The organism is Bacillus sp. C-3-6 (genome assembly GCF_054509685.1).
Window position 1 is genome coordinate 1,604,392 of sequence record NZ_CM137247.1, and the last position, 24,888, is coordinate 1,629,279.

Here is a 24,888-nt window from a genome sequence, read left to right on the forward strand (position 1 = left end):
AGTTTGAACTAGTAGATGAAAAACGTAAAGTTTTTTCTAATGACTTGGCTATGCATACATGTGTGCTTGTTCTTCCCCTTGCAAAGTCAGGCTGAGGAACAAATTGAGCCAGATCAAAAAATAAATGAAGTGAATGTACAAGAAGAAAATAAGGAATCTCAAGAACCGCCAGAGCAAGTGGAAACGAAACAAGATGAAGAGAAACAAAAAGAAGAGAAACAAAAAGAGGAGAAACAAAAAGAAGCAGAACAACAAGAAGTAGCAAATAAACAATTGAGTGAAAGAAAGATAGAAACAGAACAGGGAATTATTACAGTAAATAAGCCGGAGCTTAAAGTTGGCGAAGAAGTGCGAATTGCTGTAGAACCAAATGGGAAAAACATTCAAAGTATGAAAGGTATATTGCAGCTACAAAAAAATGGCGAGCAATATGCGCAAGAAAGAATACTATCTTTTGAGTATGATGAAGAAACGAAGAGCTGGGTTGCTAACTATAAAGCAGGGAATTTTGATTTGCAAGGTGATTGGAATCTTCAGCTCGTTCAAAGTTACAAAGAGAATGAGAAAGAAGAAATCGTAAAAAATGAAGTGAAAGTCCCGCTCATTCGTATTAAAAATGAAACGCCAACTATAGATAAAGAATTGCCAAAGTTACAGAAAGTTACTATTGATGAAGTAAAAGAGAACTTAGTTGAACGAAAACAGGGAGATTCTATACATATACGAGTAAAAGCGTCAGATATAGAATCGGTTGTAAAAGAAGTGCGCGTTACATTAAAAGGGAAAGAAAATAAAGAGCTTTCGTTTTTATTAGACTACAACAAGCATGATATGGATTGGCAAAAAGTATTTGAAATAACAGAAGCATTGACGGCTGGGCCATACGAATTACTTGTAGAGATAATAGATGCAGCAGGTAATAAACTTGTTGAAGAAAGTGAATATACCATTTCTGTTTTGGCGCCAAAAAACGAAGATGATAAAAAGATAGAAGAGAAAGAAGAGAAATTAGATAATAAACTAGAAAATGAATTAGAAGATAAGAAAGAAAATGAGAAGCAAGAAGATTTGAAAATCAAAAACCCGCTTCTAGAAGAAAAATTGCCGGTTGTTCAAATTCCGAAGCAAGATGAGAAAGTAAATAAGTTTATAAAAGAACCGTTGAAAGAGAAAGAGAAATTTACTTACGTTATAAAAGAGCCGTTCGAAGACAACAAGGAAGTACATAAGGCGAAGGACCAAAAAGAGAAAAATAACAAACAAGTTGTCTCTAAAAAGAAAGAACAAAAAGAAGAAACGAAAGACAAGGAAGAAGAAAAAGGTGAACAGGGAGTACAAGCTTCGGATGTATTTACTATCATGTCAGGTTTGTTCGTACTGTTTTTAGTTTTAAAGAGTAATAAAGAATGGGGCTAATTATTTCATAGTAGTGGAGGCGCTTAAATGGAGATTAAACGTACGACAATTGAAGATAAGACGCTACAACCATTAAAACAGCCTGCAGCTATTTCGGAACATGAAATCCAGAAAGAACGAAAGCGTAGCAATTTAGTGTTTACTGGACAGTCTAAAATTATTTCGAAAAATAATGAGATAGGTATTTTACTTGCAAGTTTAAGTGATGGAAAGATTATGAAGGAAATGCTTTCTAAAGAGATGGATACAGTGTTACAACTTTTTAAAAAGTTACATACGTTATCTGAAGAAGGAAAGCAATCAGAAAAAGTGTTTGAACAAGTAATTAGAAGCCTGCAAGGACTTATTAAGCAGGCGCATATAAAAGAACTTCCTTTGTTAGATGGAACATATGATTTCGCTGAAGTGCAACTATCATTTGGTAGAAAAGTACATATTCCTTTACTAGATGTAAGTGCACTCATCTCTAGAGTGGAAAGTGATTCTTCAGAAGGAAATATAAATTTGATGGTAACGGTTATTACTGCTTATATAACGAAATTGTCTAACGAAACGATTTTAATTAGCGTTACAGACCGCATTGCTAAAGATCGGGATGTAAGTGTATGGAGAGCGCTTGCGGAAATGAACATGACACAATTATCACAGGCATTGAAACAAACGATGCAAGAACATAAATGGTCTATGACGTTTCTTTTTCTCTTCATATGGATTGTCGGTATTATTTTAATTCGAGTTATGTAAAAAGGTCGTCACTCCATTGTGACGACCTCTTTTATATTTTTTCGTAGAAGAATGTATCAAATCGCTGAAGATTGTAACGTTCGGGTGTTAAAATTTGTTCCGTACTACCAACAAATAGTACACCGCCTTTTCGTAAAGAACGACTAAATTTTTCGTAAAGTTTTATTCTTGCTTCTTCTGTGAAATATATCATTACATTACGACAAATAATCAAATCATAATTTGTATCGAATGACTGCATTAAAAGGTCATGTTGTTTAAACGAGACGTTTTGTTTAATGTTTTGATGCAATGAATATAGACCATTCTCTTTTGTGAAATGACGTTCTTTCAAATCATTAGGTAATTCCTTCAGAGAACGTTCTGTATATTGACCGCGTTTTGCGGTTTCTAAAATATGAAAATCAAGATCTGTTGCTTGAATTTCAAAACGAAATGGAGCTAGATGCTTTGATAAAATTAAAGAGAGTGTGTACGGTTCTTCACCAGCAGCGCAAGCGGCACTCCATACCTTTAATTTTCCGCTATTTTGTTCGAGTAATTTTGGTAGTGCTTTCGACTCTAAAGTTTGCCAGCGTTCTTTATTTCTAAAAAACTCTGAAACGTTAATTGTAATATAGTCAATAAAATTTAAAAATAAATTTTGATCAGCGCGTAATTTGTTTAAAAAATTAGTGTAGTTTTCGAAGCCTTTTCTCGAAATGAAAGCATCGATTCTACGGCGCATTCTATCTTGTTTATAAGAAGCGATATCCATATTGAATTGTTGTTTAAAACTCGCGATAAAATGATCATAATCTTGTTCAATTATCATATTTACAATGGGCACAATAATGATATTGTGCCTCCCCCTTTACATCATACGAATTTTTTGTTCAAAGCTTTTTTTCATTTGCTTTTCATGTAATCCTGGTAAATCATAAATGACAGCATCAATACCTGCTTCTTTTGCAACATCGACAGGGATGACAGATGTATGTTTGTCCCCATTATAAAAACAGAGAACTAAATCAGTGTCTTCAATAATTTGTTTAACAAAAAACATATAATCTGATCGGTAAATGGAGTCAGAAGGATGATCAAAAGCAACATATTCGGCTCCGTGTTTTTTTAAGTAATCAACGACTTCTTGAAATTCATCTGTTATTGCTTGCAATGGTTGCAGCGTGTAAAGGCATAAATTTTGAGCGAGTCTTTCATTCTCAACGAAAAAACGAAGAACCTCATTTTCAATAGATTTATAACATAATATGTAAATTTTATGTTTGTGAGCATAGTCAGTTAAAAATTTTTTAATTTCTTCTTGATCTAATGCTGTTAATTGATTTGAACCACAAAGGAAAATATTCATAGAATTGTGCCACCTCATGCTAAATTGTAACATATCTTTTATAAAAAATAACTGCAAAATATTACTGTTCAGAGTATAATTATAAATAACTGGATTTTACGATTAAGTTTAGGAAGAAATAAAAAAATAAATAGGTGATATATATGCTACGTTCTATCTCGCATAATCCAATTTTATCGCATATACCGCCTGCTACTCAAATGCCGAAAGAAGCAAATGTCAGGACAGGACTTGCATTTTCGGATAATTTGCATGCAGATCCGAAAAAAGATAAATTACTAGAACAAATGGAAGCGTTTGTCGATAATATTGGAGAAATTAAAGAGAAAATTGAAATGGAATTAACGCTTGATAATGTAATGGAATACAAAAATACAGTAAAATCATTTTTGAATTTTTACGTTGATAATGTATTGCAGTATAAAGATGTCATGTCTCGTCACCCACGTTACGGATATTCACAGAAAATGACGATTGTGAAACAGGCAGAAATGGGATTGAATGAATTAGAAGATGTGATGAATTTAATTAATACGAAAACAGGACATTTAGAAATGTTAAATCAAATTGGAGAAATCCATGGTTTAATTGTGAATTTAGTCTTGTAAAAGGAAGGAAGCTATATGTACATACAATTATATGAAAAACTCGTTATTATTCAAAAAGCGTATGAAAATATTCAAGCGCTTGGAGAGCAAATATATGAGAATTTAAAAAGCAAAAATGTAAATGCAGTTCAAAAGTTACAAGTAGAGCAATTGCAGTACATTGATGGTTTAAAAGGGTTATCAAGCTCATTTGAAGAAATGGTTGTTCAGTTCTGTAAAGAACAAGGAGTTGAATCGTTTCGTGTAAGTGCGTTATTTTCGTATTTTTCTCAAGAAGAAATTAAAAAAATGGAAGAATTACAAAAAAACGTAACTGAATTAGAAGAGAATGTAAAAATGATTCTTTTGAAAAATCAATATTACTTAAACGTACTATTAAAAACTACAGAAAGTATTGTGGATTCTGTTTCTGAATATAACTTAGAGCGAAACAATAATTCGCAAATCTTTATGAACGAACTATTGTAAAGGAGAAGTGAAGCTTTATGAGATTATCTGATTATAATACACCGCTATCGGGTATGTTAGCGGCTCAAATGGGGTTACAAACAACAAAACAAAACTTGTCTAACATTCATACACCGGGTTATGTTCGTCAAATGGTGAATTACGGATCTGCTGGAGGGAGTAAAGGGTATGCACCAGAACAAAGCATAGGGTATGGTGTACAAACATTAGGTGTTGATCGTATTACAGATGAAGTGAAGGCAAAGCAATATAATGATCAAATGTCACAGTTCTCTTACTATGCATATATGAATTCTACTTTGTCGCGAGTAGAGTCTATGGTAGGAACGACAGGTAAAAATTCATTATCTAGTTTAATGGATGGGTTTTTCAATGCTTTTCGTGAAGTTGCAAAAAATCCGGAGCAATCAAATTACTACGATACATTAATTGCTGAAACGGGGAAGTTCACAAGTCAAGTAAGTCGTCTAGCGAAAAATTTAGATACAGTGGAAGCACAGACGACAGAAGATATTGAAGCGCATGTTAATGAATTTAATCGACTTGCTGCTAGTTTAGCAGAAGCGAACAAGAAAATTGGACAAGCTGGTACACAAGTACCAAATCAATTATTAGATGAACGTGATCGTATTATGACAGAAATGTCTCAGTATGCAGATATAGAAGTATCTTATGAAGCTACAAATCCTAATATTGCAAGTGTTAGGATGAATGGTGTTTTAACTGTAAATGGTCAAGATACATATCCACTTCAATTACAGAAGGATAAAAAGCCAATGTCTGTACAAATATCTGGAACAGATATCCCATTAAGTGGTGGAACAATTTTATCGGCAATTGATACGAAAGCAAAGATTACAAATTATAAAGATAATCTGAATGAGTTTGTAAATTCGTTAAAAAAACAAGTGAATAATACTATGAAGAAAGAACTTTTTGTAGGAGAAGATGCGAAGAAACTTGAATTGAATCCTGATTTTATAAAAGATATTTCAAAAATGAAAATTTCGGCTGAAACTGCCAACAACCTTGCGGCTATTACAGATAAAGGCTATAAGGATGGACTTACATATAAGCAAGCCTTAGATCAATTTTTAGTTGGGGTAGCCTCTGATAAAAGTTCAGTAAATGCATATCAAAATATTCATAAGGATTTATTAGAAGGTATCCAGCAAGAAAAGATGAGCATCGAGGGCGTAAATATGGAAGAAGAAATGGTTAATTTAATGGCCTTCCAGAAATACTTCGTGGCGAATTCTAAAGCTATAACTACGATGAATGAAGTGTTTGATAGTTTGTTTTCGATTATTAGATAAGGAGTAGTCATGTATAGTTGGTAATTGGAAATATTTAAGGAGGAGATAGAAATGAGAGTATCTACATTTCAAAATGCAAACTGGGCAAAGAATCAGTTGATGGATTTAAATGTGCAACAGCAATACCACCGAAATCAAGTAACCTCAGGGAAGAAGAACCTTCTTATGAGTGAAGATCCACTTGCAGCAAGTAAATCATTTGCGATTCAACATTCATTGGCAAATATGGAGCAAATGCAGAAAGATATAGCGGATTCGAAAAATGTATTAACACAAACTGAAAATACTTTACAAGGTGTTTTGAAATCTTTAACAAGAGCAGACCAATTAACAGTACAAGCGTTAAATGGTACAAATAGTGAAAAAGAATTGCAGGCTATTGGTGTAGAGCTTGATCAAATTTTAAAACAGGTCGTCTATTTAGCGAATACAAAAGAACAAGGTCGTTATATTTTCGGTGGTGATAGTGCAGAAAATCTGCCATTTACAGAAGATGGTACGTACCAGGGTGGAAAAAATGATGTGAACTGGAAACTAAATGACGGTTATGAATTCAAAGCGTTCCGTAACGGTGAAGCATTATTATCCCCTGTTATAAAAACGTTAAAACAGATGAGTGAAGCGATGCAAAACGGTGACCAAAAAGCACTAAAACCGTTATTAGAAGGAAATAAGCAAAACTTAGATGGCATCATTAACCGTACAACTGAAGTTGGTTCAACAATGAACACAATGGAGACGTTTAAAACAATTTTAAGCGAGCAAAATGTAGCACTTCAAGAAAACCGTAAAGAAATTGAGGATGTTGATTTAGCGGTCGCAATTTCTGATTTAGCTTATATAAACGCAACGTACGAAGCGACATTAAAAGCTGTTAGTACAATGAGTAAAACGAGTATTTTAGATTACATGTAAATGATAAGGAGTGAAAAATATGGCAGGAACAATATCTGATTATGGTGGCAGACAACAAATATGGAATTTAGGAAATAACATAATAGATACAAAGAAGTTAGTAGATTTAGAGTTACAAGCATTGGAAATGAAAAAATCACCTTATACTACACAAAAACAAACATTAACAAATGAAAAAAATGTGTATGCAAGTATGAAAAAAGAATTTGGAAATCTTGTACAAGTGTTCAAAGATTTATACGCATTTAAAGGTGATGAAAAGAAAACCACTCTATCCAAAGATGGTTTTATAAAAGCACAAGCTGACACTGCTACAATTCCCGGAACATACACGATTACAGTAGAACGGGTAGCTGAAAGACATCAAATAACTACAGCTCCACTTACTCCTTCAAAAACTCCTGAAGGTATGGAGCAAAAATTTAGTTTAGATTTAAAACTTGGAGTAGATGATGTATTTCAGATAAATGGAAAAGAAGTTAAAATCTCGAAAGATATGACGTATAAAGATCTGGTCAATAAGATAAATAATGGGAATTATGGTGCGTCAGTATATACATTAGGAGATCAACTATTTTTTACATCGACTACTGCAGGAGAAGCTGGGGAGCTGAAATTAACGGATGGTGCCAATGGTTTTTTACAAAATATAGGGCTAGTTACTTCTGCAAAAAATACGGATGGAACGAATGTTGTTGCACATCAAGTGACAGGAGCAATAAATGCTGAGTATACAATAAATGGAATTAAAGGGACTAGTAAAACAAATAAGATTGATACAATTCCAGGATTAACTATCAATTTAGAAAAGGAAACTACAGAACCAATAAAATTAACTATTGAAGATTCTGATATAAAAAATTCGATAGATTTAATAAAAAAAATGAAAGACGAGTATAATAAGGCTGTTAAGAGTTTAGATTTATTTGCTGGAGAAGATGGAGTAATGCAAGGGAATAATGTGTCATTTGCTATCAATAATGCAATGACAGGTATTTTTAAATTTTCCCAAGATGATAAGTATTTATTTTCTTTTGGAATTCAAATTGATAAAAAAGGTAATATGACTCTTGATGAAGAAAAATTAAAAACAGCTTTTAAAGAGAATCCGGAATCTACCAAACAATTTTTCTTTGGCTTAAATGGTCTAGGTCATGATACAGAGAAAAAGTTAGACGGGATATTTGGAGATGAAGGAATTATCGGGAAACGTTCTAAAAGTATTGAAAAGCAAGTAACTGATTTAGAGAGAAAAATTCAAGATATTGATACAGTTAATAAGGAAAAACAAAAAACAATTATTGATAAATATGCAAAATTAGAAAGTCAGTTAGCATTGCTTGATAGTCAGTTGAAGACAATTCAAGCAATGACAAAAACAAAAAGTGATGACTAATGAAAGCTGAGGAAGTGATTGTATGCAAGCATGGCAACGTTATATGCAAAATGATATTATGACGAGTAATCCAATTAAAAATACAATATTTATTTATGAAAGATGCATCATTGAGTTTCGTAAATTGGAAGAACTTTTAAATACATTCAAACTTCAAGATGGTGATGAACTTCTTGAAAAGTTAGAACGTATATTTGAAGAGTTGAAGCTCCAGTTAAATCCTGATATTACGAAAGATTTATACGATAGTTTATTTGGTTTATATGATTGGATTAGCATTCAAATTCAAACGATGAAAGTCACGCGTGAAGTAAAAGACATTGATGCCATTGTGCAAGTGTTACAAGATTTAATAGATGGATACCGTGGAGCGCTTGAAAATGAACAATGATATTTATCGAACGTTTGTCAGTTGTTTTAATGAAATCGGTGAATTACAAGTGTCAGATGAAGAGTTTGCTGAGAAGAGTGAGATGTTAAATCGCTGGATGATGACACTAGATGAAGAAAGACGTGCACAAGTTGCAGCAGAAGTAAGCCCATTCATTATTAAGGCAGCACAGCACATTCGAGATAAGCAAAAGATTTTGGAAGAAATGATAATGGCAAATGATGGGCGAATGAAGGCTAATTCATTTTACGGTAAATATTAATAATAATGTTTGGAAACAGATTCCCCTTTTAAAAGGGGGTCTATTCCTTCGTTTACATAAAGAACTCCGCTGATTGAGGTTTCATTTTATGACTGTGATGAAACAATAATAGTAATCTAAATAATAGAAAAATGGACTTTAGTTTGTAGTTTATCTATTGAAATGTTCTATAGATTACTATGTGTATACAGTTTTTTTGCATTCTTTTTTATATTTTTGTATTTTTCTAAAGACAACAATGAAAAAATGGAATAAAATATGTAAGGGTACATAATAGTAAATATTTTAATAAACGCATATAAGAAAATAAATAATGAAGTGAAACTTCTATCAGTGGATCATTACGTTAGAAAAGGAAGGGTGTGGAATATGCCAGATTTAGTGAGTGATGTAAGCCATTATATGAATTATTTAGTGACGAAACGAAATACTGTTTCTAGTAATATTGCAAATGCGAATACACCTGGCTATAAAGCACAAGATGTAACATTTGCTGAGCAGATGAATAAAAGTAGTGCGTTATATAAAAATAATGCGGCTGATTTAAAGAGCAATCCAGATTTATATCAAACGAATGAAATGCACTTACCGACAGTAAATACGAAAAATACATATGCAAAGATTCAAACAAAATCAATGCAAACGAATAAAGACGGAAATAGTGTGGATGTTACGACAGAAATGCTAGATTTAATGAAAGTAAATCAGTTATACGGTATTTCAATTAACGCAATTAATACACAATATGCAATTAACCAAGCGGCACGCGGACGTTAAAAGTAGAGGGAGAGACAACGGATGTTTCAGGCAATTAATGCAAGTGGCTCAGGGCTAACGACAGCGAGAAAGTGGATGGAAGTTACTTCTAACAATATTGTAAATGCAAATACGACGGCGGCTCCGGGGGCAGATTTATATGAGCGTCGTAGTGTAGTGCTAGAATCAAACAATAGTTTTGCAAGTATGCTAGATGGGGCTCCTACTAACGGAGTAAAAATAAAAAGTATTGAAGCAGATAAAACGGAAAATTTAGTGTATGATCCGACGCATCCGCACGCAAATGAAGAGGGATATGTACGTTATCCTAATATTGATGTAACTGCTGAAATGACGAATGTAATGGTTGCTCAAAAAATGTATGAAGCGAATACGAGTGTATTAAATGCGAATAAAAAAATGCTTGATAAAGATTTAGAAATCGGCCGAGGATAAGGGGGAAGATAGTAATATGAAAATTCAACCAATGTTACATACACAACCATTTGGAGCAATTCAGTCAATTGGTGCACTGAAAACTTCTCAAACATCTGTAGTTGAGGGGAAAAAGTTTATTGATTTATTGGAAGATATGAATCAAACGCAAAACAATGCACAAACAGCAGTATATGATTTACTAACTAAAGGGGTAGGAGAAACACATGACGTTTTAATTCAGCAAAAGAAAGCTGAATCTCAAATGAAAACGGCTGCTCTCGTACGTGATAATCTTATTGAAAATTATAAGTCACTAATTAATATGCAAATTTAGGAAAGTGGACGGGTGTGTTTAAATGGAAAAGATGAAAAATGTTATCCAATCGTTAAAAACGTGGCATAAGTTAGTAATCGGTGCTGCGCTTTTAGCGATTGTAACAGGAGCACTTTTATACTTCACCTTGCCAGATAAATATGTTGTTGTATATCAAAATTTAAATGATGCAGATAAACAAGAGATTACAGCAGAATTATCGAAGTTAGGTGTCGATTACCAATTAGCGGCCGATGGTTCAATTCGTGTGCAAAAGAATGATGCTCCATGGGTTCGAAAAGAAATGAATGGGATGGGCTTACCGTTTAATTCGAAAAGCGGTGAAGAAATTTTATTAGAAAGCTCGCTCGGTTCAAGTGAACAAGATAAAAAAATGAAGCAAATTGTCGGGACGAAGAAGCAATTGGAGCAAGATATTGTAAGAAACTTTGCGACAGTTGAAACGGCAAATGTTCAAATTACATTGCCTGAAAAAGAGACAATTTTTGATGAAGAAAAAGCAAAAGGAACAGCAGCGATTACGGTTGGAGTGAAACGTGGCCAATTGTTAACAGCTGATCAAGTTGCAGGTATACAGCAAATGATTAGTGCAGCAGTTCCTGGTGTGAAGGCAGAAGAAGTAAGTGTTATTGATAGTAAAAAAGGTGTTATCTCAAAAGGTACAGATGAAGCACATTCTAGTAGTTCCTCTTCTTACGAGAAAGAAGTAGAGATGCAGCACCAACTTGAAGGTAAATTAAAGCAAGATATTGATGCAACGTTAATGACGATGTTTAAACCGAATGAATATAAAGTGAATACGAAAGTATCTGTAAACTACGATGAAGTTACACGTCAGTCAGAAAAGTATGGTGATAAAGGTGTACTTCGTAGTAAACAAGAGCAAGAGGAAAGCTCTACTGCGCAAGAAGGGGCAGATATGAAGCAAGGTGCTGGTATTACAGCGAACGGTGAAGTGCCAAACTACGGTACGAACAATAATCAAAATGGTAAAGTTGTCTATGATAATAAAAATGGTAACAAAATCGAAAACTATGAAATAGATAAAACAGTTGAAACAATTAAGAAACACCCAGAATTAACGAAAACAAATGTTGTTGTATGGGTAGATAATGATACGCTAGTAAAACGTAGAATTGATATGACAACTTTTAAAGAAGCAATCGGAACAGCGGCAGGACTTCAAGCTGATCCGAACGGTAACTTTATAAATGGTCAAGTTAACGTTGTAACTGTTCAGTTCGATCAGCCGAAAGCCGAAAAAGAGAAAGAACCAGAAAAAAGTGGTATGAACTGGTGGTTATTCGGTGGAATTACAGCTGGCTTATTAGCGATTGGTGGCCTAGTATGGTTCTTATTAGCAAGACGTAAGAGAAAGAAAGAAGAAGAGGAATATGAAGAATACTTAGCAGAAGAGGAAATTGCTGCAAGTAATGAAAGTATCTTGGAAATTCCTGAAGAAAAAATAGTGCCAGAGCCAAAACCTGAACCAGAAGAACCGAAAGAACCAACGTTAGATGAACAAGTGCAGGATGCTACGAAAGAACATGTAGAAGGAACTGCAAAAGTAATTAAAAAATGGTTAAACGGACAGTAAGGGAGGAACAACGATGTTAGATGAAATCTCCTCCAAAGAAAAAGCTGCCATCCTTATTCGTACATTAGAAGAAGGGGTGGCAGCAAAAGTCATTGAATATATGACAGCTGAGGAAAAAGAAGTATTACTTCGTGAAATCGCAAAGTTTCGTGTATACAAACCAGAAACGTTAGAAAATGTACTAGGAGAGTTCTTATATGAATTAAATGTAAAAGAATTGAACTTAGTCACTCCAGATAAAGAGTATATTCGTCGCATATTTAAAAACATGCCAGAAGACGAACTTGAAAAATTATTGGAAGATCTTTGGTATAACAAAGATAATCCATTTGAATTCTTAAATTCACTTACAGATTTAGAGCCACTTCTTACAGTGCTTAATGATGAGTCACCACAAACAATTGCAATTATCGCTTCTTATATTAAACCGCAACTTGCGTCTCAATTAATTGAGAGATTGCCAGATCATAAGCGAGTAGAAACGGTAATGGGTATTGCGAAACTAGAACAAGTTGATGGTGAATTAATTAATCAAATTGGTGAGTTGTTAAAAACGAAATTAAATAATATGGCATTTAGTGCAATTAATAAAACTGATGGCTTGAAAACAATCGTAAACATTTTAAATAATGTTTCACGAGGTGTTGAAAAAACAGTCTTTCAAAAGCTGGATGAAGTCGATTATGAGTTATCTGAGAAAATTAAAGAAAATATGTTTGTCTTTGAAGACTTACTTGGTCTTGAAGATCTTGCGCTTCGCCGTGTATTAGAAGAAATTACAGATAACGGTGTTCTTGCGAAAGCACTTAAAATTGCAAAAGAAGAAATTAAAGAGAAATTATTTACATGTATGTCTTCAAACCGTAAAGAGATGATTCTAGAAGAATTAGATGGCTTAGGACCGCTTAAGATGACGGATGCTGAAAAAGCGCAGCAAACGATCACTGGTACAGTGAAAAAGCTAGAGAAAGAAGGAAGAATTATCGTTCAAAGAGGTGAAGAGGATGTCCTTATTTAAAAACAGAATTCCGAAGAATTCTGTTTCTTTTTCTGAAGAAACGTATGAATTACAATTTCCAAAACCAGCTTCAGTTCAAATAGAAGAGGAAGAATTACAAGCAGATCATGCAGAGCTTCGTGCCCAGCAAGAATCATTACATATGGAAATGAATCAGCTAAGGCAAGAGCAGCAAATGCTAGAACGAGAGCGTCAGCAGTTATTACAAGATAAAGAACAATTTCAAATGCATATTCATGAACAAATGGAACAGATGGAAGCAGCGCGTGTGCAGTTTCAAAAAGAACAACAAGAAATAGCATATGAATGGACAGAGTTATTATGGGATCAATCATTTCATTTAGCAGAAAAAATCGTGAATCAAGCGGTAGATTCACGATTGCTTGATGTGTTACCTATTTTAACTGGCATCGTGCAAACATTGCCAACTTCGTTTGAAAAATTAATCATTACAGTACATCCTGAAACGTTTGAACGTATTCAAGAAGAGAAGGAGAATACGAAAGAATATTGGTTGCTACAATTAGTAGAATGGAAATATGATTTCTCCCTGCAGTTTGGTGAATTTGTTCTGGAAGAAGAGAAAGAGTTCTTTGAATTTAAATTTGCACCTATATTTGCGAAACTTCGTCAGAAATGGGAAGAAGAGAAGTTATTTGAGGAGCAAAATGTATGAGCCGCCTGTTAATGAATGAGAACGAAAAATGGAATAAGTTCATTGAAACACCGCTGTATACGAAAGTAGGCAAAGTTCATAGTGTACAAGAACAGTTTTTCGTAGCAAAAGGGCCGAAAGCGAAGATCGGTGATGTTTGCTTCGTGGGAGAACATAACGTCTTATGTGAAGTGATTGCCATTGAAAAAGAAAATAATATGCTACTTCCATTTGAACAGACAGAAAAAGTATGTTATGGAGATTCAGTGACATTAGTTTCAGAAGATGTTGTTGTACCACGTGGTAATCACTTGCTCGGAAAAGTGTTAAGTGCAAATGGTGAAGTGTTAAATGAGAAAGCTGAAAACATTCCATTACAGAAAATCAAACTAGATGCACCGCCTATACATGCATTTGAACGTGAAGAGATTACCGATGTATTTGAAACAGGAATAAAATCAATTGATTCTATGCTAACAATTGGTATCGGTCAAAAGATTGGTATTTTTGCTGGGTCAGGTGTTGGTAAATCAACTTTACTTGGAATGATAGCAAAAAATGCAAAAGCTGATATAAACGTTATTAGTTTAGTAGGAGAACGTGGCCGGGAAGTAAAAGACTTTATTCGAAAAGAGTTAGGCGAGGAAGGGATGCGAAAAAGCGTCGTTGTTGTAGCGACGTCAGATGAAAGTCATCTTATGCAACTTCGTGCAGCGAAACTTGCAACGTCTATTGCTGAATACTTCCGTGATCAAGGTAATAACGTATTACTTATGATGGACTCTGTTACTCGTTTTGCCGATGCACGAAGAAGTGTTGATATTGCTGTTAAAGAGTTACCGATTGGTGGTAAAACACTGTTAATGGAAAGTTATATGAAGAAGTTGTTAGAGCGGTCTGGGAAAACACAGAAGGGATCTATAACAGGTATTTATACGGTGCTTGTTGATGGGGATGATTTAAATGGCCCTGTACCAGATTTAGCACGTGGTATTTTAGATGGACATATCGTATTAAAGCGTGAGCTTGCAACGCTTAGTCATTATCCTGCAATTTCAGTATTAGATTCAGTAAGTAGGATTATGGAAGAAATTGTTTCGCCACATCATTGGCAACTTGCAAATGAAATGAGAAAGATTTTATCAATTTATAAAGAAAATGAATTGTATTTTAAGCTAGGAACGATTCAAGAAAATGAAGAAAATGCTTATATTTTTGAATGTAAAAATAAAGTAGAAGGCATAAATACATTTTTAAAGCAAGGCCGATCGGATAGTTTCCCATTTGATGATATCGTTGAAGCGATACACCATATAGTATAAGGCCTCTGCCCAAGAGGTCTTATTTTTTTGTTTTTTAATATTTCACAGATTTTTTTGGGAAAAAACTATATAATAGAAAAAGAGAACGTTATAATAGAAAGGGGCTATGAAAACAGGTGGATAAACAGCAGTACGACACAATAAAATTGCAAATAAATCAAGAAAAAGAGCATATTTTAAAAGAAGTGTATGAATTAACAGCTGAAAAAAGAAAAATAGAACAAAAAAAAGAATATGATTTATATGTTGTGAAATCGCGTAGTAAAGTCGTACAAACTGGGCAACGTATTATGGCTGGCATGCTTTCTTCACATACGTTTTCACCTGAAAGAATAGAAGAATGGAATCGAAGAATTAAAAAAACAGAAGGTTTTATTCAAAAAAATGAAAGCCTTTTAGAGCAAGTAAAAGAAAAAGAACGTGTCATTGATGAGATGTATCAAGAAAATTGTAAAAAGCTTGCGAAAGCACAAGAAAAGCTGGAAGAAAAAATGCTTCTGGATTTGAAAATGTGTATGAATGGATGAGGTGAATGTAGTGATACAGTCTGTATTACCGGTGCAACAAAGTTTACCTCCGCAAAAAGAAAAAGGGCTAGAAGTACAATCAAAAAATGAAGATTCTTCATTCGATCGTACGATGAGAATGGAAAATAAAAAACAGCCGCAAACGGAGAAAACGAAACGAGAAGAAGCACCAACAGAAGAGAAAAAAGATTATATTCTTTCTAAAAAATCGGTAACGAAAGAAGAACCAAATGTAAAGAAAGAAGAAAAAAAAGAGACAGAACAGTTGTTATTAGCTGTATCTGAGCAAATGGTTGCAATTGAGCAATTACATGTGCAGCCGGAATTGTTATATCAATACATACAAAAAATACAAGAGCTATATAAAGAATATGGCAATATTAAACTTAATGAATTACCTGCAGCTGAATTACAACAATTACAAGAACTTCTTTCAAATATGAATATCAAAAATGCTATATGTTTAGAAGATACAATGCAAATGGTATTAGACAAAATGAAGATGCCAGAGCAAACGATGCAAGCATTGAAAGTTGTAGAAACAGAAACTTGTAATATTGCAAAGGAACAAGAAGAGTCTAAAGAGGTAGATCTTCCGAAACTTGAGAGCGATGATGCAAAGGTAGAGTTGCCAGAGGTTGATGCATTAAATGATTCGAGCTCTGCAGGTGCAGAGTTATTAAATAAAACGACAAGTACCGAACAAGTAGGGAAATCAAATAGTGGTGCTGAGAAAGTTTCATTACCTGATTTAGGAAAGAAAATGGAAGCGCAAGTAGAAGCCTTGCAAAAATTTGTAGTGAAACAAGAACGTGTTTTATTTCAGTTAAATCCAGAAAAACTTGGTACATTAACAGTGTTTATGAAAAAACAAGGAGATCAAATTGACGTTCACGTAGAAATGGAAAAACACGATGCGAAAAAACGTGTTGAAATCATTTTTGATGAATTGAAATTAAAGTTAAAAGAAAAAGAAATCAATATTCAAATTAGCTATTCAGATAAAGATGAAAATCGTAAAGAACAGCGAGAACAAGAGCAAAGGCAAAAACAGAAATTAGCAAATACAAATCATGAAAAACAACAATCAACAGAATTTGCGGGATTATTGGAGGAATAAAGCGTGCCAACAGTTGGGTTAAATACAACGAGTACAAATCATATTCCGTTACAAGCAGGAGCGCAAGCAAAAAACGCATCTGTTAATGGTGTACAATCGCCAGTGCAACAAACAAACGGATTATCAGCAAGTAATCAAAAAACACCCGGTATTATGGATAAAGATGATTTCCTGAAACTTTTTTTAGCAAGCTTTCAACATCAAGACCCGTTTAATGCGATGGATATGAACCAAATGATGAATCAAACGGCTCAACTATCGCTTATGGAGCAAGTACAAAATATGACGAAAGCAGTAGATAAACTACAATCAACGATGTATACGACAGCTCTTGATGGAGGGATGAAATTTTTAGGAAAGTATGTTAGAGGTATAAACAATAAGGGAGAGCAAGTGACTGGTCAAGTGGAAACAGTTCGACTTGCCGAAAATAACGATGTACAACTTATTGTTAATAATCAAGTTGTCTCACTTCGTTTTGTAGAAAGGGTTTCAGATAAACCGATAGTAGAAGCAAATCCAGAAGATGAGAAGAAAGATGATATAGAAAAAAATGAAGAGGTTAAGCAAAATTAATAAAAGGAGTGTATATAGGTTATGATTAAAGCGTTATATACAAGTATTACAGGGATGAATGCAGCACAAAATGCATTAAGTGTTACTTCAAATAATATTGCAAATGCACAAACAGTTGGATATAAAAAGCAAAAAGCTATTTTTGATGATCTGCTATATAATAATACGGTTGGTTCACGTGGGGATGGTGCTTATGCTGGTACGAATCCAAAGAGTATTGGTAACGGTGTAAAGTTTAGTGGGACATCTACAGATTTTAGTGATGGTTCTATTACTTTAACTAGTGATAAAATGGAGACAGCCATAGAGGGAAATGGTTTATTTTTAGTTGGCGATCGTAATAGCGGAAATGTAGAGTATACGAGAAAAGGGTCTTTCGGTGTATCGAAAGATAACTATGTTACAAATACAAGTGGTCAGTATGTGCTAGGGTATGGTGTGAAAACAGGAACTCAAGAAATAGATTTTTCTTCACGACCAAGTCCAATTCATATTCCAATGGGATCAGCTGTTGGTGGGATTCAAACAGATAAAGCAACAATAGGTGGAAACCTTCCTAGAAATCAAAATGCATTATCTCACGAATTCACAGTTTTTGATGAGGAAGGGAACTCGTTAACGTTACGTGTAAATATTAAACAAAAGACTACAAAAGAGACTGTAGATGGTAAAGAAGTTGAAAAGCCTGTGCCAGGTGAATATACGTATACAGTTTCTGTAAGAAATGATTCTAAAAACGAAAAAGAGTTTAAGCCGGTTGAAGGCATGACGGGCGAAAAAAATCTTAAATTTGATACATTAGGAAATCTAAAGGAGACAGATGAAGCTGTACAAAAAAATCCAGTAACTGGTGAAATTACTAAAGGTGGAACGGTTAAAATTCCTTTTGGTAAGGGACTGACACTGGACTTAAGTGGTTTAACAAATTATCCGACAGGGAAAACTATTTCTACAACAGAAGTAACGGGGCGTCCAGCTGCAATTGCAAATGACTATTCAATTTCTGACGGTGGTTTCGTTATGATGAGATATTCGGATGGTAGTATGAAGGTTGTAGGACAACTAGCTGTAGCTACATTCCCTAATTCAGGTGGATTAATGAAAACTGGGAATGGCAATTACATTGCCACACCATCAGCAGGGATTCCAGGGATAGGTGTTGCTGGTGAGAATGGTGCAGGTAATGTAAGGGGTTCAGCAAAAGAAAGTTCAAACGTAGATTTATCTGTAGAATTCGTTGATTTAATGTTATATCAACGTGGATTCCAAGGAAATGCGAAAGTAATTAAAGTGTCAGATGAAGTATTAAATGAAGTTGTAAACTTAATTCGATAATATATTATAAAGAAAGATCGTAATGTAGTAGAAAGGGTTTTTATTCGTATGACAAGACAAGAACGAATTTTACAATTGCCATTTTTCGAGAATAAACGTGAACTTGCTGAGCAAGTGCTAAAAATGGAACGAGAAGAGCATGTATATTTACCAGATCAATTTGAAATTAAGCAAGTGCCCCCGTATTCATTTGCTGAAAAGAAAGCGATTATTGGTCGTATTCATGAGTTTTATTTCGTCAGTGTTGGCAGTGATGGCGCATGGAAGTATCAACTGTTTAAGGACGAGATGAAGTGCCGTGAGTTTTTTGTTACATTATCAGGCATTACAGATCAGCAAATTGCGTTTTGGTTCAACAATATCGAGTTGCTTAAAGGCGCTTAAAAATGTTTTTAGGCTTAGGTGGCTCGGAGCTGTAAGAAGAGAACTATAGAAATCTACTGGAATGGTTGAACAATAATCTCTTTATAGCAAGCCAGTACTTTTTTATAGCCTGTGAGTTGTGACAATAGGGCAATGAAATGAGAGTATGCTAGTTTCATTTCATATGTTTGTGATGATAGATTTTTATAAAAGGAGAGGTGAGGAGGATGGCGCAAAATAAGTATCGCGTTACATTCATTTCGCCGAGTGAGGTTGAGCAGCGGACTGTAATGGCAGCGAATAGTTTGCCAGATTTAATTCGTAAAGTAGAAAGTATTATCGCAGATCCAAATGGTTATTTTGTGAATGATAAAAAAAATAATTGTTATTTTAAAGTGATTAAAGAAAATGTTACGTTTATTCAATATGAGTTACTATTTTCGGATAAGGAAATTCATATTGAAAAATTAAAACATATAGCACCAGTAGTATTAAAACGATTATTCGAAAAAATAAATGACCCGGAACTATATGCACTCGCGCTACTTGATGTTGATATAGCAACGAAAGAATATGTGCTAGCAGAAATGAATTCAGAGCTGAGAATAAGAGTAGAGACGGAGCTTTCGAAAAAATGGGAAGCAATGCCGACGGAAATTGTAGGAGCACAAGAAGTGTTATTAGAGGCACTTGCTTCGTTTATACAAGATTAATTGTTTTTTAATAAAATGAATCGTTCGACTATCTATGTTTTTTATATAGGTAGTTGACTTTTTCTCTTTTATAAAGCTTAATAATTAGATATACGGAATTAATGGAAGGGGAGCGACACCTTTATGTCACAAGCACAAAGTATTTTATTAGAAAGCGGAACAAATGAATTAGAGATTGTTACGTACACTGTTGGTGAAAACTTATTTAGTATTAATGTAATGAAAGTACGTGAAATCATTAATCCATTCCCTGTTACAACTGTGCCAGAATCTCATCATGCAGTTGAAGGTGTTGTTCAAGTACGTGGTGAAATTTTACCTGTTATTAACTTGGCAATGGCTCTTAATTTAAAGTCAACAAAGCCACTTGATCAAACGAAATTTATCATCTCAGAATTAAACCAAATGAAAGTTATTTTCCGCGTTGATGAAGTGCATCGTATTCAACGTATTTCGTGGGAACAAATTGATGAACCAGCTTCATTATCTATGGGACTAGAAGAAACGACATCTGGTATTGTAAAACTAGATGGCAAAATCATCTTACTATTAGATTATGAAAAAATTGTATGTGAAATTAGCGGCACTGGTTATGACAATAAATCAATTGCAGGGTTAGAACAAAAAACAGATCGAGCTGAAAAAGTAATTTATATTGCAGAAGATTCAGCGATGCTTCGTCAAATATTAGAAGAAACATTATCATCAGCTGGATATACGAAAATGAACTTCTTCAGCAATGGTGCAGAAGCGTTAGCGCAAATTGAAAAATTAGCGAAAGAGCAAGGCGAAAAAATGTTTGAACATATTCACCTGCTAATTACGGATATTGAAATGCCAAAAATGGATGGACATCATTTAACAAAAGTAGTTAAGGATAGTGAAGTAATGAATCGTTTACCAGTCATTATTTTCTCTTCATTAATTACAAATGAATTATTCCATAAAGGTGAAGCTGTAGGAGCAAATGCTCAAGTAAGTAAGCCAGATATTCAAGAGCTAATTGGTTTAGTTGATAAGTTAGTACTTTAAAAGTTTCTATTTAGCCGGAATAGAAGCTCTAGCCAAGTGTTGAGCGATCAACGCTTAATAGAGCCCTATGCGATGTTGAGACCAGAGATATGGAGTGGTTATAGGTAAGTAGAAGAGCTGGTGTATAACATTTTTCTATTTAGTAGGAATAGAGGAACTACTAATGTAAGGAAGTTTTCAGTGCTTAATAGAGTCTCATGCGATGTGAGTTCAGAGGTATGAAGTAGTTTTAGGTAAGAAGAAGTGAGACTTCGATTGAGGATTTGAAGACTGGGTTTATAACTCTATTCTGTTAGAGAGAGGAAGGAATTAGCCATGTGTAGCATTGGCTAGTTCCTTTTTAGTATTCTATACTTTAAGCTGGCAGAAAAATAAAAGGTTTCTGAGGTGTTTGTCGCTGAATGTAAGTATAATCTTCATTTGAAGATTTTTGATTTGAAAATATAAGAGAACGTATTTTTTGGATTATTTTAGTAATATTTTCGTGGTAACGCAAATTTTTTCGGTGAAAAAACATGTAAAATACCATATAATATAATTAAATGTAATTAATATGCAATTTTACATATTAATTAAAAAATATTTTCCAAATTTTTATACTTTCTATACATTTTTGTATGTTTATTATTTGACAGATAATTTCGAACTGTTATAATATGGATATGTAAAAATTGCTATTTTCTTGAAAGACATGGGAGTCAGATGAGAATTGTGAAAGGATGAGGGGGAGTGGCACAGATTATGTATCACCACACAGCAATTAATGTATTAGGTCTTTTACAAAACATGTCAAATAATAAAATGAACGATATGCAACTAGAGGTGGAATTTAAAAAAATAGAAAAAGAATTCCAAGTAAAGTATGAAGAATTAGTTGATTTACATAATAGAATGGTATTATTCCAAATAGATATAGAAAAAAATGGCGGGATGCGAGCATATGAAAAATCAACAATTACATGGCTGAAGTCTGAACTAGAGCTACTGTATGAAGTGTATCAATTTTGTCAGCGTCACGGTTTAAACATTTTAAATATTTCAAAATACGTAAGTAAAAATGAACTAAATCTTTTTCCTAAAACGGAAAGTCAATTGCAAAATACGTATTATAAATTGAAAAAACGTGAAATACCGTTTGAAAATATTGAAAAACAAAAACCGGGACGAAAGCGAAAATATATACCAGTAAAAGAGACAATCGTTGCAAGAAAACAAGAAAACGAGTACGAATTAAAAGAAGAAATCCAGCATAAAGAGGATGAAAAAAATCTTGTAACAGTTATATCTGGTATCGTTGATAACTTTGAAACAATTAATCAATGTAGTGAAAGGAAAGAAGACGAACTACATCAGTTTATGGAAGGTATTTATAAGCTTTCTAGTATGGCGGCAGGGCGTTCTAGAGAAGCAAAGAATACACGTAGCTTAGAAGATGAATTGCAGTCGTTACAACTAGAAAATGAAAGGCTAAAACGAGAGAAAGAAGATCTTGTACAAGATATTAAAGGTATGACGCAGCTTTTAATTCATTTCATTACAAGTTCTGATATTGATCAAATACGTAAATTACCAACTTTCGTACAAGATTGTAAAATGGAATTACATAAACTAGGGCTATATAATGCACAGGACGGTAAAATGAAAATTATGGTTGATCGTAGCGGACAAGTTATGACCGTAACACAGTAATAAAATTTGGGTACAAAATAAAAGGGAGATACATAGTTTATATGTATTTCCCTTTTATTTTGTATGGAATCGTTCCAAAGAAGGAAGATGAATTTTTACGATTGTAGTAGTTTAGAAACCATTTGCGGAATTTAATTTGCTTGTGAAACCATACTAAGCGCAACTCTTTATTCAGCAAATCACGATTTGCATTTGAATTTGTACCGTTCGCAGATTGAACAGCTAAATCACGCATACGCTGCAAAATAATCATCACAGTTTGAAGAGCAGCTTCTGCCGTGCGAAGCATCGATATTGCATCCTCATTATTACGAATCGTCACGCGCATACCACTTGCTCTCGCATGCATACGAGTCACAATTGTAATATTAGCAGGATTATCAGAAGCATGATTCAACTTCTTACCGGTCGCCAAATGCTCCATTGCCACATTCATACGTGTCTCATTCTCATACAACGACTGCCTAGCATTCATACTTAAAACATTCGTACTAATACGCATAATAGACACTCCTTATAGATTAATAGAATCGGTATCTTTTAATCTAATAAACAGTTATGGAAGGATAGAGGGGCTTATGCTTATTTACTGTTTGTGTTTTAACATAAGAGGGGATTAAGATAAGCACTGACCGCTTCTAAGCATCGCGGATACTCTCTTCCACATAAAAAAGAAATTTTTATAATTAATCTATCTATATAGAATAAATAAACCTCTCTGCAAGCAGGGAGGTTTATTCAGGAAACTAACTCAAATGGCTTATTGTAATAATTTAGAAACCATTTGTGGTGTTTGGTTTGCTTGAGAAAGCATGCTGATACCAGCTTCGTTCAAGATTTTGAACTTAGTCATTTCAGACATTTCTTTCGCCATGTCAGCGTCTTCAATTTGAGAAGCAGCAGAAGCCATGTTAGTAGCTTGGCTAGTTACGTTGTTTAAGTTATGGTCTAAGCGATTTAATTGAGAACCGAAAGTTGCTCGAGCATCAGCGACAGCTTGGATAGCTGTGTCGATTTTTTCCATTTCTGCTGTTGCTGCAGTGATAGCAGCTGCTGGATCAGCAGCGTCTGTTAAAGTTCCAACGGCCGCTCCAAGTAATGTAGCTGCTTTTGCATTAATAGCTGTAATATCAAGTGTATCATTTGCAGCGTCAGAAAGTTGAATCTTAATATTCGTACCACCACCAGCTTGATTTAAGAATGAATTACCGTTAAAGTTAGTTTTTTCAGCAATATGGTCAATTTCTTCAGCTAATTGTTTGTACTCTTTGTTTAGAGAAGCTGAGTCCTTAAGATTATTCGTACCACTAGCAGCTTGTGTAGCAAGATCACGCATACGAAGTAAGATGTTAGAAATTGAGCCTAAAGCAGCGTCACCAGTACGTAGAGCAGACATAGCGTCTTGCGTGTTACGAGCTCCGACGTTTAATCCGCCTTCTTTCGCACGCATACGAGTAGCGATAGCTAATCCAGCCGCATCGTCAGCCGCACTGTTAATAGATTTACCGCTAGATAAACGGTTCATCGCAGTATTCATTTTGTCTTGGTTTTGTCGCATGTACTCTTGCGTACGCATACTGTTAATATTTGTATTAATTCTCATATAAAGAACCTCCATTTTTTTATCTTGAATTTTTAGTTATATATAAATCTCTTTGATTACAAAGAGATTTATATAATCAAATGGCTTATTGTAATAATTTAGAAACCATTTGTGGTGTTTGGTTAGCTTGAGAAAGCATGCTGATACCAGCTTCGTTCAAGATTTTGAACTTAGTCATTTCAGACATTTCTTTTGCCATGTCAGCGTCTTCGATTTGAGAAGCAGCAGAAGCCATGTTAGTAGCTTGGCTAGTTACGTTGTTTAAGTTATGGTCTAAACGATTTAATTGAGAACCGAAAGTTGCTCGGGCGTCAGCGACAGCTTGAATAGCAGTATCAATTTTACCCATTTCAGTTGTTGCACCAGCTACGTCTGCTAAAGTTGATAAGGTTCCACTTGTAAGTGCCTTTGTATCGATAGCTTCAATAACAAGTGTATCGTTTGCCGCATCAGAAAGTTGAATCGTAATATCTTTACCTGGATTAGTAGGATCAGCTTTGTCTAGGAATGCATTGCCGTTAAAGTTAGTTTTTCCAGCGATATGATCAATTTCACCTTTTAATTGTTCATACTCTTTATTTAAAGAAGCAGTATCTTTTGCGTTATTCGTACCACTAGCAGCTTGTGTAGCAAGATCACGCATACGAAGTAAGATGTTAGAAATTGAGCCTAAAGCAGCGTCACCAGTACGTAGAGCAGACATAGCGTCTTGTGTGTTACGAGCTCCGACGTTTAATCCGCCTTCTTTCGCACGCATACGAGTAGCGATAGCTAATCCAGCCGCATCGTCAGCCGCACTGTTAATAGATTTACCGCTAGATAAACGATTCATCGCAGTATTCATTTTGTCTTGGTTTTGTCGCATGTACTCTTGCGTACGCATACTGTTAATGTTTGTATTAATTCTCATATAAAGAACCTCCATTTTTTATCTTGAATTTTT

General features: G+C 34.3%; 28 protein-coding genes and 1 pseudogene. 24 read left to right on the forward strand and 5 right to left on the reverse strand.

From position 1 onward, the window contains the following. The first annotated feature begins 15 nt into the window (after positions 1 to 15). Complete coding sequence (locus tag ACW0JX_RS08315; RefSeq protein WP_459245556.1) at positions 16 to 1,416, forward strand: transglycosylase; 1,401 nt, start codon at positions 16 to 18, stop codon at positions 1,414 to 1,416. Between the two features lie 27 nt (positions 1,417 to 1,443). Next, the gene (locus tag ACW0JX_RS08320; protein ID WP_000403962.1) at positions 1,444 to 2,160 is read left to right on the forward strand and encodes a hypothetical protein; all 717 of its coding nucleotides are present in this window, start codon (positions 1,444 to 1,446) and stop codon (positions 2,158 to 2,160) included. A 31-nt stretch (positions 2,161 to 2,191) separates the two neighbouring features. On the opposite strand, the gene ACW0JX_RS08325 is transcribed toward ACW0JX_RS08320, so the two are convergent. Beyond that, positions 2,192 to 2,974 carry a CheR family methyltransferase gene (locus ACW0JX_RS08325; RefSeq protein WP_459245557.1) on the reverse strand — a complete coding sequence of 261 codons (783 nt, stop codon included), beginning with the start codon at positions 2,972 to 2,974 and terminating at the stop codon, positions 2,192 to 2,194. A 39-nt stretch (positions 2,975 to 3,013) separates the two neighbouring features. Beyond that, a complete protein-coding gene (locus tag ACW0JX_RS08330; RefSeq protein ID WP_001020110.1) occupies positions 3,014 to 3,511 on the reverse strand; it encodes a flagellar motor switch protein FliG in 498 nt (165 codons plus the stop codon). A gap of 143 nt (positions 3,512 to 3,654) precedes the next feature. Here ACW0JX_RS08330 and ACW0JX_RS08335 point away from each other — a divergent pair, with 143 nt between their 5' ends. From ACW0JX_RS08335 to ACW0JX_RS08440, 22 genes are all read left to right on the forward strand, one after another. Continuing rightward, positions 3,655 to 4,119, forward strand: a complete 465-nt coding sequence (locus tag ACW0JX_RS08335) for a YaaR family protein (RefSeq protein ID WP_000946323.1) — start codon at positions 3,655 to 3,657, stop codon at positions 4,117 to 4,119. Between the two features lie 15 nt (positions 4,120 to 4,134). Continuing rightward, the gene (locus ACW0JX_RS08340) at positions 4,135 to 4,587 is read left to right on the forward strand and encodes a hypothetical protein (protein ID WP_459245558.1); all 453 of its coding nucleotides are present in this window, start codon (positions 4,135 to 4,137) and stop codon (positions 4,585 to 4,587) included. Positions 4,588 to 4,604: 17 nt separating this feature from the next. Further along, a complete protein-coding gene (flgK, locus tag ACW0JX_RS08345; protein ID WP_459245559.1) occupies positions 4,605 to 5,903 on the forward strand; it encodes a flagellar hook-associated protein FlgK in 1,299 nt (432 codons plus the stop codon). Positions 5,904 to 5,954: 51 nt separating this feature from the next. Then, positions 5,955 to 6,818 (forward strand): flagellar hook-associated protein 3, encoded by an 864-nt coding sequence (locus ACW0JX_RS08350; protein WP_001266412.1) that lies wholly within the window; start codon positions 5,955 to 5,957, stop codon positions 6,816 to 6,818. A 19-nt stretch (positions 6,819 to 6,837) separates the two neighbouring features. Continuing rightward, positions 6,838 to 8,214 carry a flagellar hook-associated protein 2 gene (locus ACW0JX_RS08355; RefSeq protein WP_000929217.1) on the forward strand — a complete coding sequence of 459 codons (1,377 nt, stop codon included), beginning with the start codon at positions 6,838 to 6,840 and terminating at the stop codon, positions 8,212 to 8,214. Positions 8,215 to 8,236: 22 nt separating this feature from the next. Next, the gene (locus ACW0JX_RS08360) at positions 8,237 to 8,605 is read left to right on the forward strand and encodes a flagellar export chaperone FliS (protein WP_001149504.1); all 369 of its coding nucleotides are present in this window, start codon (positions 8,237 to 8,239) and stop codon (positions 8,603 to 8,605) included. Then, a complete protein-coding gene (locus ACW0JX_RS08365) occupies positions 8,595 to 8,867 on the forward strand; it encodes a hypothetical protein (RefSeq protein ID WP_001058084.1) in 273 nt (90 codons plus the stop codon). The genes ACW0JX_RS08360 and ACW0JX_RS08365 overlap by 11 nt, the downstream gene beginning before the upstream one ends. A 318-nt stretch (positions 8,868 to 9,185) precedes the next feature. Further along, positions 9,186 to 9,644 carry a flagellar basal body rod protein FlgB gene (gene flgB / locus ACW0JX_RS08370; protein ID WP_392389078.1) on the forward strand — a complete coding sequence of 153 codons (459 nt, stop codon included), beginning with the start codon at positions 9,186 to 9,188 and terminating at the stop codon, positions 9,642 to 9,644. A 21-nt stretch (positions 9,645 to 9,665) separates the two neighbouring features. After that, positions 9,666 to 10,079: a flagellar basal body rod protein FlgC gene (gene flgC, locus ACW0JX_RS08375; protein ID WP_000484680.1), complete on the forward strand. Its 414-nt coding sequence runs from the start codon at positions 9,666 to 9,668 to the stop codon at positions 10,077 to 10,079. 16 nt (positions 10,080 to 10,095) lie between these two features. Further along, a complete protein-coding gene (fliE, locus tag ACW0JX_RS08380) occupies positions 10,096 to 10,395 on the forward strand; it encodes a flagellar hook-basal body complex protein FliE (protein ID WP_098976422.1) in 300 nt (99 codons plus the stop codon). Between the two features lie 22 nt (positions 10,396 to 10,417). Next, positions 10,418 to 11,992, forward strand: a complete 1,575-nt coding sequence (locus ACW0JX_RS08385) for a flagellar M-ring protein FliF C-terminal domain-containing protein (RefSeq protein ID WP_098976421.1) — start codon at positions 10,418 to 10,420, stop codon at positions 11,990 to 11,992. Positions 11,993 to 12,005: 13 nt separating this feature from the next. After that, positions 12,006 to 13,010, forward strand: a complete 1,005-nt coding sequence (fliG, locus tag ACW0JX_RS08390; protein WP_065224024.1) for a flagellar motor switch protein FliG — start codon at positions 12,006 to 12,008, stop codon at positions 13,008 to 13,010. Continuing rightward, complete coding sequence (locus tag ACW0JX_RS08395) at positions 12,997 to 13,686, forward strand: FliH/SctL family protein (protein WP_000051695.1); 690 nt, start codon at positions 12,997 to 12,999, stop codon at positions 13,684 to 13,686. Before fliG ends, ACW0JX_RS08395 begins: the two co-directional genes overlap by 14 nt. Continuing rightward, positions 13,683 to 14,987 carry a flagellar protein export ATPase FliI gene (gene fliI, locus ACW0JX_RS08400; RefSeq protein WP_017672970.1) on the forward strand — a complete coding sequence of 435 codons (1,305 nt, stop codon included), beginning with the start codon at positions 13,683 to 13,685 and terminating at the stop codon, positions 14,985 to 14,987. The genes ACW0JX_RS08395 and fliI overlap by 4 nt, the downstream gene beginning before the upstream one ends. 116 nt (positions 14,988 to 15,103) lie before the next feature. After that, complete coding sequence (locus tag ACW0JX_RS08405) at positions 15,104 to 15,514, forward strand: cytoplasmic protein (protein WP_254488859.1); 411 nt, start codon at positions 15,104 to 15,106, stop codon at positions 15,512 to 15,514. 10 nt (positions 15,515 to 15,524) lie between these two features. Beyond that, a complete protein-coding gene (locus ACW0JX_RS08410; RefSeq protein WP_254488856.1) occupies positions 15,525 to 16,634 on the forward strand; it encodes a flagellar hook-length control protein FliK in 1,110 nt (369 codons plus the stop codon). A gap of 3 nt (positions 16,635 to 16,637) precedes the next feature. Beyond that, positions 16,638 to 17,210, forward strand: coding sequence for a flagellar hook assembly protein FlgD (locus ACW0JX_RS08415; RefSeq protein ID WP_459245560.1), 573 nt, complete (start codon positions 16,638 to 16,640; stop codon positions 17,208 to 17,210). A gap of 21 nt (positions 17,211 to 17,231) precedes the next feature. After that, positions 17,232 to 18,545, forward strand: coding sequence for a flagellar hook protein FlgE (flgE, locus tag ACW0JX_RS08420; RefSeq protein WP_000588310.1), 1,314 nt, complete (start codon positions 17,232 to 17,234; stop codon positions 18,543 to 18,545). Between the two features lie 48 nt (positions 18,546 to 18,593). After that, on the forward strand, positions 18,594 to 18,929 hold the full coding sequence (locus tag ACW0JX_RS08425; protein ID WP_000198176.1) for a DUF3964 family protein: 336 nt from the start codon (positions 18,594 to 18,596) through the stop codon (positions 18,927 to 18,929). A gap of 206 nt (positions 18,930 to 19,135) precedes the next feature. Next, positions 19,136 to 19,621, forward strand: coding sequence for a hypothetical protein (locus ACW0JX_RS08430; protein ID WP_000068301.1), 486 nt, complete (start codon positions 19,136 to 19,138; stop codon positions 19,619 to 19,621). 123 nt (positions 19,622 to 19,744) lie between these two features. Then, positions 19,745 to 20,653, forward strand: a complete 909-nt coding sequence (locus tag ACW0JX_RS08435) for a chemotaxis protein (RefSeq protein WP_000075943.1) — start codon at positions 19,745 to 19,747, stop codon at positions 20,651 to 20,653. A gap of 741 nt (positions 20,654 to 21,394) precedes the next feature. After that, a complete protein-coding gene (locus tag ACW0JX_RS08440) occupies positions 21,395 to 22,342 on the forward strand; it encodes a DNA-binding domain-containing protein (protein WP_000274687.1) in 948 nt (315 codons plus the stop codon). A 157-nt stretch (positions 22,343 to 22,499) separates the two neighbouring features. On the opposite strand, the pseudogene ACW0JX_RS08445 reads toward ACW0JX_RS08440, so the two are convergent. From ACW0JX_RS08445 to ACW0JX_RS08455, 3 genes and pseudogenes are all read right to left on the reverse strand, one after another. Then, positions 22,500 to 22,844: pseudogene (locus ACW0JX_RS08445) on the reverse strand (flagellin N-terminal helical domain-containing protein); the annotation flags it as partial. Positions 22,845 to 23,102: 258 nt separating this feature from the next. After that, entirely contained in the window at positions 23,103 to 23,945 is an 843-nt protein-coding gene (locus tag ACW0JX_RS08450; RefSeq protein WP_045353001.1) for a flagellin N-terminal helical domain-containing protein, read from the reverse strand. An 85-nt stretch (positions 23,946 to 24,030) separates the two neighbouring features. Then, positions 24,031 to 24,855, reverse strand: a complete 825-nt coding sequence (locus tag ACW0JX_RS08455) for a flagellin N-terminal helical domain-containing protein (RefSeq protein ID WP_045353005.1) — start codon at positions 24,853 to 24,855, stop codon at positions 24,031 to 24,033. Positions 24,856 to 24,888 lie beyond the last annotated feature (33 nt).